General features: G+C 40.2%; 10 protein-coding genes. 3 read left to right on the top strand and 7 right to left on the bottom strand.

Features of this window, described 5'->3' with window-relative positions; genetic code table 11:
* Window positions 1-4: 4 nt before the first annotated feature.
* Entirely contained in the window at window positions 5-958 is a 954-nt protein-coding gene (locus BIZ38_RS11235) for an ion transporter (RefSeq protein ID WP_138598883.1), read from the top strand.
* A gap of 21 nt (window positions 959-979) precedes the next feature.
* Here the strand turns inward: BIZ38_RS11235 and BIZ38_RS11230 are convergent, their stop codons facing one another.
* From BIZ38_RS11230 to BIZ38_RS11220, 3 genes are read right to left on the bottom strand one after another with little or no spacing between them, the layout of a single operon-like run.
* The gene (locus tag BIZ38_RS11230) at window positions 980-5,485 is read right to left on the bottom strand and encodes an EAL domain-containing protein (protein WP_138616266.1); all 4,506 of its coding nucleotides are present in this window, start codon (window positions 5,483-5,485) and stop codon (window positions 980-982) included.
* A 15-nt stretch (window positions 5,486-5,500) separates the two neighbouring features.
* Window positions 5,501-5,926, bottom strand: a complete 426-nt coding sequence (locus BIZ38_RS11225) for a GNAT family N-acetyltransferase (protein WP_054552678.1) — start codon at window positions 5,924-5,926, stop codon at window positions 5,501-5,503.
* Between the two features lie 2 nt (window positions 5,927-5,928).
* A complete protein-coding gene (locus BIZ38_RS11220; protein ID WP_036966037.1) occupies window positions 5,929-6,129 on the bottom strand; it encodes a DUF3283 family protein in 201 nt (66 codons plus the stop codon).
* A gap of 151 nt (window positions 6,130-6,280) precedes the next feature.
* On the opposite strand from BIZ38_RS11220, the gene BIZ38_RS11215 reads away from it, so the two are divergent.
* Window positions 6,281-6,985, top strand: a complete 705-nt coding sequence (locus BIZ38_RS11215) for a transporter substrate-binding domain-containing protein (protein WP_138616264.1) — start codon at window positions 6,281-6,283, stop codon at window positions 6,983-6,985.
* Here BIZ38_RS11215 and BIZ38_RS11210 read toward each other — a convergent pair.
* From BIZ38_RS11210 to zntR, 4 genes are all read right to left on the bottom strand, one after another.
* Window positions 6,982-7,227: a DUF1289 domain-containing protein gene (locus BIZ38_RS11210; RefSeq protein ID WP_138616262.1), complete on the bottom strand. Its 246-nt coding sequence runs from the start codon at window positions 7,225-7,227 to the stop codon at window positions 6,982-6,984. The genes BIZ38_RS11215 and BIZ38_RS11210 overlap by 4 nt on opposite strands.
* A gap of 99 nt (window positions 7,228-7,326) precedes the next feature.
* The gene (locus BIZ38_RS11205) at window positions 7,327-8,457 is read right to left on the bottom strand and encodes a 1-acyl-sn-glycerol-3-phosphate acyltransferase (protein WP_138616260.1); all 1,131 of its coding nucleotides are present in this window, start codon (window positions 8,455-8,457) and stop codon (window positions 7,327-7,329) included.
* Between the two features lie 155 nt (window positions 8,458-8,612).
* Window positions 8,613-9,842 carry an SO_0444 family Cu/Zn efflux transporter gene (locus BIZ38_RS11200; protein ID WP_138616258.1) on the bottom strand — a complete coding sequence of 410 codons (1,230 nt, stop codon included), beginning with the start codon at window positions 9,840-9,842 and terminating at the stop codon, window positions 8,613-8,615.
* Window positions 9,826-10,239 carry a Zn(2+)-responsive transcriptional regulator gene (gene zntR, locus BIZ38_RS11195; protein WP_082874003.1) on the bottom strand — a complete coding sequence of 138 codons (414 nt, stop codon included), beginning with the start codon at window positions 10,237-10,239 and terminating at the stop codon, window positions 9,826-9,828. The genes BIZ38_RS11200 and zntR overlap by 17 nt, the downstream gene beginning before the upstream one ends.
* A 94-nt stretch (window positions 10,240-10,333) precedes the next feature.
* Between zntR and BIZ38_RS11190 the strand changes: the two genes are divergently transcribed.
* Window positions 10,334-11,278, top strand: coding sequence for a D-2-hydroxyacid dehydrogenase (locus BIZ38_RS11190; protein ID WP_187490292.1), 945 nt, complete (start codon window positions 10,334-10,336; stop codon window positions 11,276-11,278).
* The last annotated feature ends 19 nt before the right edge of the window (window positions 11,279-11,297 follow it).

Below are 11,297 nucleotides of genomic sequence, written 5' to 3'. Positions count from 1 at the left end.
GATCATTATTTTGCATCGTTTAAGAAATTACACTGCACGAGTTTTTGAAGGTAATGGTAAATATCGACGTGTAGGACGCGCACTTGACGTGTTTTTGATGTCGCTGATCATGATCAATGTAGTGGCAATTGTTTTGGAGTCGGTTGGCCCTTTAGCAAAGCAGTATCATTATGAATTTTTAATGATTGAGCTGATTTCTGTTGCTATTTTCAGCCTAGAATATGTGCTCAGGCTTTGGTCATGTGTAGATAAAAGCGTGCACAAAGAAAGCACGCTGAGAAACTCAAAGATTCGTATTAGGTATTTCTTCTCGCCCATGGCGCTGATTGATCTCATTGCGATTTTACCCACCATTCTAATGATGTTTGTGAGTGTTGATTTACGTTTCTTACGAGTACTTAGGTTAATGCGTATTTTTAAGCTCACTCGTTATTCAAGAGCGATGCAGCTATTACTAAACTCGTTTAAAGAAGAAAGCAGTTCACTGCTTGCTGCATTTTTTATAATGGCCGTGGTCTTGATCATCGCCTCATGCGGTATTTATTTAATTGAACATGATGTGCAGCCCGATAAATTTGGCTCTATACCTGCTGCAATGTGGTGGGCCATGGTGACACTTACAACCGTTGGTTATGGCGATGTGGTGCCTGTGACTCCTCTAGGCCGCTTATTTGGTGGTGCTATCACACTAGTGAGTATGGGCATGGTGGCAATTCCAACTGGTTTGCTAGCTTCAAGCTTTTCTGAACAGTTACGTAAACGCAGACAAGTGTTTACCGATGCAGTACATGAAGCCATTGAAGACGGCCACTTATCGCCAGTTGAAGAAGAACATTTAGAGAACTTACGCTATAAACTAGGCTTAAGTCAGCAAGAGGCGAACAAAGCGATTCATAACGAACTTAAAAACCGCAATCGTAATTTATATTGCCGCCACTGCGGTAAACGCCAAGATTAAATAAAGGGTAAAGCTTTGGCTTTACCCTAAAAACTCATCATCCCACAGGGTGTCTAAAAGCGCTTTTACTTCATCACCTGCTACAGGTTTACTAAATAGATAACCTTGAAAGTACTCACAGCCTAAAGAGCGTAAGAACTGCAATTGAGTGCGGTTTTCAACGCCTTCGGCAACACATTCTTTACCCAAGCTTTTTGCCAGCGTAAGCGTTGAGTTGATAATCGCTTCATCACCTTTATCAATACCAATATCATTAACAAAGCTTTTATCAATTTTTAGCACATCAACCGGAAAGCGTTTTAAGTAGGTCAGTGACGCATAGCCAGTTCCAAAGTCATCCATATAAATCCGACAACCAAGGGCCTTGAGTTTATCCATGCTCTGCTGTGCTTTATCTGAATCATGCATCATGACTGATTCAGTAATTTCAAAAACCACCGCACTGGCAGGCACTTTACTAGCTTCAAGCGCCTTATGAATATTTTCAACTAAGTTTACACTTTCAAAATCAAGAGCAGATAAATTAATCGAAATATATAAATCAGGATGCGTCGTGCGCCATTGACGAAGCTCAATCAAAGCTCGTGATAAAGTCTGCAGCATTATTTTGGTAATTAACCCTGAGCTTTCTGCCGCGTTCGCAAAATCTTCAGGCTTATATTCATCTTTATTTGGCCAACGTAAAAGTACTTCTAGCCCCGCGACTTGGCGTGACTCAGCACTGACTATTGGCTGATAAAAATTACAAAACTCATGCTCTTGGTAAGCTTTACTTAACTGCGATTCTAAATGCAAAGTACGTTGCACTTGTAAGTTCATTTCTTGCTTATAAAACTGATAACCACCTTCGACCAGTTGTTTGGCGTGATACAGAGCCACATTAGATGCTTTTAATAATGCTTTGGTGGTTTGCGCATCATCAGGATAAACAGCAACTCCCACACTGAAGTTTACTTTTACTGCTTGTTGGCTGAGCTCGATATGCGATTCAACACTATCCATCACTCGTCCACACAATGATAAAAGCTCTTCTACTTGTTTAAAGTCTTCAGCTAAAATAACAAACTCATCACCATCAAAACGTGCAAGACTATCTTGCGGTCTGAGAACTTGCTTTAGACGTTTAGCAACACGTTTCAGTAACTCGTCTGACTCTTCCCGACCGAGTGAATCATTAAAATATTTAAAGCGTTTAATATTAATATTTAGCAAAGCGACTTTATTTTGATGATAAGCAGCTTGCTCAATTGCATGATTAACTCGGTCATTAAATAAGGTTTTATTTGGCAAACCTGTTAAGGCGTCATAGTTAGCCAATAAATGTAATTCACTCTCCGCCAGTTTTTGCGCGCTAATATCAGTCACGATTATGACGTAACTATCTAGCTGACGATTACTTCCTGCAACAGCACTAATTTTAATTAATACTTGGCGCTTTTCACCAGTTGCTACCTCTACAACGTCTTCAGCTGAGAAATGCTCGCCAGACTGCAGCTTTTGCATCACTCTTAAATAATGTATGCGGGCAGCAATAGACAAACCGAGTGTTAGCGAGCGACTAGAACGAGGTTCAGCCGGAAAACCAAATGCATCTTGAAATGATTTGTTAGTAGCTCGAATTCGCAGATTTTTATCTAAGATAAACACCCAATCGCGAGTTTGCTCAAACGCTGCACCAAACAAGCGCGCGTTTTCTTCAAATACGAGCTCTCGTGTCATATTGGTATAGGTACCGGCTACTTTTTCTGGCGCATTATCTTGCCACTCAACTACTTTGCCAAAATCTTTATACCAGCGCCAATTGCCATCAGCATGGCGTAACCGGTAGGTGCAATTAAAATAACCTTTTTGTGTTGATAAAAACTCTAACCACTCTAAGCGGAAAGTTTGCTTATCGTGAGGGTGAATTCTTGCTAAGTAATCATCTAAATTAACACTGTCTGTTTCATAGCCTAGCTCATTCTTAAGGCGCGGTTGATATATAATTGGACTTTGTGAAGACCAATCCCACACACCTGAATGACTCCCTTCAAGCGCTAACTTTAAGCGTGCTTCACTTTCTTTACTTTCTTTATGGGCGGCAAGCAAAATTTGTTGCATACGATTTCGTCTAAAAACCCAAGCAGCGACAAAAAGTGCAACTAATAAAACATACAAAACAATGAATTGCGGAGCACGCCAAAGTGGGTACTTTACTTCAATATTTAATATAGCGGGTGGCGTTAACTCCCCTGTTAATGGATCTTTTGCCCATACTTTGAGTTGATACTTACCCGCACTAAGTTTTGGGAATAACACCCGGTTGTTGTTACGGGTATAGGTTTTTTGACCATCACCGAGTTGATACTCATAAATGATACGTTCTTGATAATTAAATGCCATTGCCGAAAAGGCAACTTCTAGACCTATGTCATCATGCTCAAGAACGACACTATCAATAGGCTGCTTTAGCTCGGCAGGTAGATCACGAGACATTAAATCAAGATTAGTAATATTAACGTGATCAATTAAAGCTTGCTGGTAGTGGTTATCCATAGGAGAAAAGTAAGTAAACCCTTTGAGCGTTCCATATACAATTTGCCCTGACTCAAGCTTTGTGAAAGCACCACTATTAAACTCTGTAGAGAATAGCCCCTCCGAGCCTGTAAATTGTTGAAAATGAAGATTATTAGGATTAAGCCGCCAAAGGCCTTTATGGCTGCTCATCCAAATCATACCCGCTTCATCAAGTACCATGTCATATAACAAGGTTCCTAATTTATTTTTTTCAAGGTCAATGGTATAGATATGCTCATAAGTGCTAGCATCTAGGCCGATCAAGCCAAAGTTAGAAAGCGATAACCACAGTACATTGTTATTATCTATGATGTATGACATCACATTAACGGCTACATTTTCGTGTTGCTCGGGAACAGTATAAATCGTTGTCAACTCGAAAGACTGCGGATCAACCTGATATAAAATACCTGCATTATAAAATAAAGGCGCATCGGGCTTAGAAGATAAGGCGGGTAAGAACCCATAAGCTAAAAATGGCTCAAATTCATCAAATTTCCCACCAAGTCGGGTCACTTTTTGGCTATCAATATTGTATACAAACATGCCGTAATCAGGGTGGACATAGTAAAGATCACCCGAGGGCATTAATAATATGCCATGCACCCAGTCGTTTATTAAAACCTGATTTTCAGGATTTGCAGCCTTAACAGGTGACGCTTGTTTTGTGTCTGGATCAAAACTCAAAATTCCCCTGTTAGTGTGTAACCACAACTTATCTTTATAGGGCATTATTTGGTAAACGCTGAACTCTGTCGTTATTAAGTCAACTTGGTAGTCTTTTAAGAACACTTCACTTTCGTTAGTCTGTAAGTCAACCGCTGTTAAACCGTTGTGTGTGGCCAGCCAAAGCCTATTTTTAAACTCCGCAATACTCCAAATCGAGTGATGTGATAAACCATCACCTCTCAGTGAGTTAGCAGTCACATTAATAAAGTTGTAATTATCATAAGATAAATAAAAGGCCCCATCATTTTTTGTCGCCAGCCACATGCCACCCGATTTATCTTTTACAACATCAATAATACTGTTATCAGCTAACGTATAGCCGCCTTCCCGTAAACGCTTATTTTTATTAAGCTCTGCTGTTACTAGGTCATATTCAAACAACCCTTTATCCGTACCTAAAGTAATCGCATCTTTTTCTTGAATAATGGTCCAAATATTCAAATCTTTTATTAAGGTTTTATTAGAGAAAGGCTTATTAGGAGTCTCAAACATCGCTTCTAAATTACTGATATCAACTTGATACAAACCTCTGACAGCACCGACTAGTAGAGTTGTTTGATCGATTACTGCAAATGATTTCACATAATTTTGATAAATATGACTTGGTTTTTGCTGTAAGTGCTCAAGCTTACGAACCTCACCGCTAGCAATTTGATATACATAAGCGCCATTACTTGTGCCCATAAAAATGAATCCGTTATAAGCATACAGCTCTCTTATAACACTGCTTTTTACACGCTCAGGGATTTCAAAAATTGAAGTGACTTGTTTTGTTTCTAAATCCAACTTGGCAAAGTCCCAACCCCGACCAAGCCATAGTGTTTTGTCATCAACAGCCACCATACTAAACACCGACTCAATAAAAATTTGCTCTTCTGTGGTGGGTTTAGCAATAAACTGCTGATAAGTATCGGAAGTGGGATCATAACGGAATAAACCCGCTTGTAGCGAAGCTATCCAAATATAGCCTTGAGGATCTTGGTAAATACGGTCAATGATGGCATCTTCAAGCTCACCATTAGGTCCTTTGATATGAACAACCTGATAGCCGTCGTAGCGATTAAGCCCCCCCTCAGTTGATAGCCAAAGATAGCCACTGTTATCAATGAGCATGGTGTTTACATAACTTTGCGATAAGCCTTCGCTGGTTGATAACCGTTTAACCTGTGAATAAGCGCAGTGGCTAAACAAGATAAAGCTCAAAAATAAAAAAATGGTTATACTAGAAAAGAACTTAGTCATTGACGTTCCAAATTGCTAACTTGGCACTGTGTCACGCGTAAAGTGCATCGCAACAATTTTTCGGTGTGCATAAAGTTCAAATAGTGATTGCAAGGAGTTTGGTAATGTTAATATATAGTTAAACCCATTTTGTAGATAAAAATCAATCAGATTTTGGTACACGAAGGTAAAAACAACCTTCTTTTGCCGAGCGGTTACGGCCGCAAGTAGCTGCGAAGCAACCCTTTGACCACGCCATAATTCATCTACATAAAGAGTAGACAAAAATAATAGCCCTGATTGGTCTTGTACTCTACACGCCGCGATTATCTCAGAATCTTTATAGGCAACCCATACTTGGTCAGCCTTGGTTGCTCGGCCACGTGCATTGTGTTTATCATAAAATTTATTTACTAACGGCGTTTTAATTGGCTCAAGTAAACAAAATCTAAACGCTGCCATGACTAGCTCATTAACGAAAGGTAATGCTCAAATTGTTGCTTAAGAAAAGCCTGCTCAGACATAGGACGATTATTTATTGCAGTATAAACACCTTCACGCGTATTTTTACCGCGCTTTATTTGATAAGCCCAAAATGATGCTTCGTAGTCCAATTGAATTTGATATTTTTGCTCTCTTGGCAATTTACATAAATTGAAACTCATACTTTCTCAGCTTTAATAATTTGATTTATCTAGTATAACAAAATTCAAACCGTTTAATCCGATAAATTAGCCCAAAAAAGCCTCTGACGAAACTTGATTTTAGCAACACTTGCCAGTAAATTAACGAGCAATTTATGTACGCAAGGAACGCATGTTGTCAAAATATCTGAGCCACAGATTCGCCTTTTTATTATTATTCTTTTGCTTTTCAAGTTTAGCCAATACCCACACTCTCTTTTTTAATCGTCCTGCTGATACTCCACAAGCTCGCTTTGTTATTGATTTACTTAAAATGGCCTATAAAGAAATTGGCTACGAAATAAGTATCATTGATTTTAGCCATCAAAATGCGCTGGAGGCCGCAAATCAAGGTGTATTAGATGGTCAGCTTGGTCGCATTGCTGATGTCAAAGAAGGCTATCCAAACTTAATAAAAGTGAACTACCCTTTATTTGATTTTAATTTAATCCTGCTAAAAAACTGCAAAACATGCTATTACCCAAAACTAAAATCGCTCGCAATCCAATCAAGTTACCCTGCAGCACAGAGTTACATTGAACGACATCCTTTTAAAGGGGATGTAATAAAAGTTAGAAATGTCACGGCTCAATTGAATCTACTTACGCAAAATCGTGTTGAAGGCGCAATTTTACTCGATTTTATGTTATCAACTAAACACCCTGACTTTGATCAAGATGCATTTCACAAACAAGTGCTGATGCCAATGCAAAGCTATCACTTTGTTCATAAACGTCATGAGAAACTAATACCCAAACTAACTAGAGTACTAGAGAAATTTGATGAAAATGGCACTGTGCAATTTTTAAAATCAAAGTACAATCTCACCGAATTTTAGAAATCAAACCCTCCTTGCTCAGGCGTTGATTGTTGATTTTCAGCTTGTTGCTTTTTCTGAAGGTAACGTTTGTAACGCTGTTGGCATAGACTGATCACTTTACGTTTTTCCGCATTGGTAAACTTATTCCAATAAAATCGCTCATCACGACTACGATAGCAGCCTTTACAATAACCCCGGTTATTAACTTGGCATATCCCTTTGCAAGGGCTTGGAATTTCAAATATTTCAATCTGTTGCATCACAAATGCCGGTTAATAAGTAATAGTAAAAGTATAGCCTGAAAATTAACCATAAAAAAAGCCACTTTAAAAAGTGGCTTCTTAAACTATTTGTTTCGCTTACTTAGACTCGCTTGTTGCAAGTTCTGCTTTACGATGAAAAGGCTTAGCGTACATAGCTAATACCAAAGGCTTTAACTCCTCTGGCACTTTTGCGATACGCTCATAAAATGCAGCGGCATCTTTTTCATCAATCACAGCTTGCGTACAACCACCTGCAATATAATTGCCTGGGTGTAAGAAAAACGAATCAACAATTTGCTGATCAATAGTTTTTGCCAGCTCTTCAGGCGATTCACAGCCCGACTCAATTGGCTCGCCAAACGCTAAATGTACATGCCCTTTGGCGGTGCTAAAACCTTCAACAATACTTGCTATGTCTTCACCCTGCTGTTTTACATACTGGCCATGTTGCTGTTTATGATAAAGCTCTTTCGCTTTAGCAATCGCGCATGGCTCGTATTGATAAGAGATAGACACAGGTACAATTTTTAATTCGCGTACGTATTCAGCAAACTCTTTCTTCTGCTTGCGGCCTTGTAACTGCAACATTTTAAGCAGGGCAGGATCTGTTTGGTCAAAACCGTCTTTTGCTCGGCCTTCTTTTTGCGCTATCCAAATTGAGTGGCCTTCAGCAAGTGAGTCATAAATATAAGCAGACAGCTGCGACAGCGCTTTTAGCATCTCTTTCGGTGCTTTCGCTGAGCGCTTCACAATAAAGCTCTTGTTTAAACGCATTAACTCAGTGATATAAGGAATTTGCAGTAAGTTATCACCAATGGCGATACGAACTGTCGGCATGTTGTGCTTAAACAAGCCCCAATTAACGAGCGCAGGATCAAGCACTATATCGCGGTGATTAGAGATAAATAAGTAAGCTTGTTTTGGGTCTAGTTTATCAATGCCCGAAAACGTTACCTCTGAAGTAGTACGGGTAATTAGTTTGTTCAAATAATCAGCCACTTCGTGCTGAACTTGCTCAACCGATGAGGTGTTACCCCACTTTTTACGCAGCTGGCTGCGCACTAATGGGCGAGTAATAAATGGGAAGTTCGATAAAAAGCGCGGTAAGTTATACTTAGCGATTACATCTACAAAGGCATTATCAGCAATCAAACGCGCTACTGAGTCAGCTACTTCATCATCATTGTAAGGTCTTATGTCGGCGTATTTATCCACACTTTCACTCATTAAAAACTACTTAAGTTAAAAAACGGCACGCAAAGCGTACCGTTAAAAATAATTGGCGGATTATAACTCAGGCAATTTTAAATGCGAACCGAGACGCGATAGTTAACCAAATTAAATGCCAATCAATGTATAAAATATTTATCTATAACAAATAATTAAGCAATGCTCTTACCAGTTTGCGAGGATTTTTTTAATACCATTTTTAACAGCAATCTGAGTATTAAAATTGCCAACACAATACCTGCAGCAAGGCTTAACCAATGAGGTAGAACCTCGTGCTCTTCACCCATCATCGGCGCTACCACAAAACCATATTGCGCCACTAAATAATCGGTTAAAAAGCCAAAAGCCAGTGCCGTGCCAATCACACCTATTAGGTAGGCAAATACCGCTCGCTTGCCAAGCTCTTTACCAACGACACCAAGCGTTGCGATATTGGTTGCCGGCCCAGCTAACATAAACACCAGCACCGCCCCCGGAGATACACCACTGAGTAATAAACCTGCCGCTATAGGTGTCGATGCAGTTGCACAAATATACATAGGAATACTGATTAAAATAACCACCAGCATAGCAAGGATGCCATTCCCCCACTGGCTTAAAAAAGATTCTGGTACATAAGTTTGTACAAGCGCTGCAAAGAATAAACCGATCATTAGCCAAATCATGGTGTCTTCAAGCAGCTTATTGCAACTAAAGCTCACCGCGCGTTTCAGTTTGCTAAAACGACTTTCAACGGCTTTGGTTGGCTGCTCACTGCTACAACAGCTTTTCTGTATAGGCGCTGCTTTTTCTGTTGAGCAACTTTGTTGCTGCTCCTGTATTGGTTGCGATTCCTTGCTACTACAACAACTTTGTGCGGGCTTTGCTGGCGCCTCTTTACTGCAACAGCTCGTTGTGGTCACAGGCTTTGGCTGTTTACTACTACAACAAGAGTCTGCTTTAGTACTTTCTTTATCTGATTCTGTACTTTGTACTTGTTGGAGTTCACTGTCTTTCCCCACTAAGACGCCGGCCACAATGGCGCTGCACACGGCGGCAATAGGACGTATTATCGCCATAAATGGGCCTAGCAACACATAAGATACCGAAACCGAATCGACCCCAGTTTCAGGGGTTGAAACTAAAAATGCGGTGGTGGCACTTTTCGATGCCCCCGCTCTTCTTAAACCAATGGCTGCTGGGATCACACCACATGAGCACAAGGGCATTGGAGCACCTATAAAGGCTGCTTTAACTGTGGTCCACAACCCTTCTTTGCCTAAATGCCGGTTAAGAAAGTTAGCAGGCAAATATACATTGAGAAGACCTGCTATGAATAAGCCCAGCATTAACCAAGGTGCTGAGAGTAAAAACAGATGCCAAAAATTATTGAGTAAGTCCATCGATATCCTCCAGCGTCGTTAGTATTGAGCAGTTTTCAGCAGGCTCTTCACCGCCACAACATTTATCTGCTAACAATGAAAGTGAGTCATAAAAGCGAGTAAGCTCTGCAATTCGTTGTGCAACCAGATCACGTTTTTGTAACGTCATCTCTTTAACTTCATGACAAGAATGCTGATCTTTATGAAACTTAATTTGCAGTAGCTCTTTGATCTCAGCCAGACTAAAGCCAACATTCTTTGCTCTGAGAATAAACGCCATTTGCTTATAGTCATTCTCAGAATAAAAACGATATCCCACGTCTGAACGCGAACTAGGCGTTAACAAACCATGCTTTTCGTAGTACCGTAGCGTATCTGTTGAGACACCCAACTGACGGGCAAACTCACCTATTTTCATCACCGTCTCCATTGTGAAGCGTTTATTTATTATGCTCACTATAAACCTTGGAGTACACCCCAAGGTCAAGCAATAAATTAAAAAAGGAAAGCACATGAATATTACTGTCCTTGATACAGCGACATTAGCCAACACGTCGTTAGATGCCTTAGCGCAATTAGGTAAATTAACCTGTTACGATTTAACTGCTCAAGAACAGGTTGTTGAGCGCTGCCAAGATGCCGATATCGTTATCAGTAATAAAGTGGTGATTGATCAGCACGCCATGAGCAAATTACCTAATTTAAAATTAATATGTGTTGCAGCGACTGGGACTAACAACATTGATTTAATAGCAGCCAAAGAGCATAGCATTGCGGTGACCAATGTCGCGGGCTATTCAACACCGAGCGTGGTGCAGCACACCTTTACTCTCATCACTAACTTACTGGGCAATACTCACAGATATATTAATGATTGCCAGCAAGGCTTATGGCAGCAAAGTCCTATGTTTTGCCGTTTAGATTACAGCTTTAAAGAAATTGCAGGCAAAACATTGGCTATTATTGGTTACGGTTCACTAGGTAAAGCCGTTGCCGATGTAGCGCGTGCTTTCGGTGCTAATATCATCATCAGTGAACGAAAAGGCCATGCACCTCGTGAAGGTCGTGTTAGTTTTAATGATGCTCTAACCACAGCAGATATTATTAGTGTTCACTGCCCACTTACTGATGAAACACGCAACCAAATCGCCGCGACAGAATTAAGCATGATGAAACCGTCAGCTATCATTATTAATACTGCTCGTGGTGGAATTATCAATGAAGCCGATTTAGCTGACGCATTAGCTAATAATGTTATTGCCGGAGCCGGTGTTGATGTACTCAGTAAAGAACCTGCAGAGCAATCAAATCCGCTGGCACAGTATAAAGGCGCAAACTTATTACTTACTCCGCATATTGCTTGGGCCAGCCAAGAATCTATCGTGCGTTTAGTTAACGAAATTGCTTTGAATATCCAAGCATTTAATCAAGGCGAGATGCGTAACAGGTTGGTCTAAATCGCAATTTATTAGTCAA

It is taken from the genome of Pseudoalteromonas sp. BZK2, from assembly GCF_014349195.1.
GTDB classification, from domain to species: Bacteria; Pseudomonadota; Gammaproteobacteria; order Enterobacterales; family Alteromonadaceae; genus Pseudoalteromonas; species Pseudoalteromonas simplex.
The sequence above is the reverse complement of the archived record's forward strand: the minus strand, read 5'-3'. Positions and strand labels throughout refer to the sequence as shown.

What these genes read in the sequence shown, in the direction of transcription:
- BIZ38_RS11230 (WP_138616266.1), bottom strand. Translation starts at nt 5,485, where the DNA reads ATGACTAAGTTCTTTTCTAGTATAACCATTTTTTTATTTTTGAGCTTT.
- BIZ38_RS11225 (WP_054552678.1), bottom strand. Translation starts at nt 5,926, where the DNA reads ATGGCAGCGTTTAGATTTTGTTTACTTGAGCCAATTAAAACGCCGTTA.
- BIZ38_RS11220 (WP_036966037.1), bottom strand. Translation starts at nt 6,129, where the DNA reads ATGAGTTTCAATTTATGTAAATTGCCAAGAGAGCAAAAATATCAAATT.
- BIZ38_RS11215 (WP_138616264.1), top strand. Translation starts at nt 6,281, where the DNA reads ATGTTGTCAAAATATCTGAGCCACAGATTCGCCTTTTTATTATTATTC.
- BIZ38_RS11210 (WP_138616262.1), bottom strand. Translation starts at nt 7,227, where the DNA reads ATGCAACAGATTGAAATATTTGAAATTCCAAGCCCTTGCAAAGGGATA.
- BIZ38_RS11205 (WP_138616260.1), bottom strand. Translation starts at nt 8,457, where the DNA reads ATGAGTGAAAGTGTGGATAAATACGCCGACATAAGACCTTACAATGAT.
- BIZ38_RS11200 (WP_138616258.1), bottom strand. Translation starts at nt 9,842, where the DNA reads ATGGACTTACTCAATAATTTTTGGCATCTGTTTTTACTCTCAGCACCT.
- zntR (WP_082874003.1), bottom strand. Translation starts at nt 10,239, where the DNA reads ATGAAAATAGGTGAGTTTGCCCGTCAGTTGGGTGTCTCAACAGATACG.
- BIZ38_RS11190 (WP_187490292.1), top strand. Translation starts at nt 10,334, where the DNA reads ATGAATATTACTGTCCTTGATACAGCGACATTAGCCAACACGTCGTTA.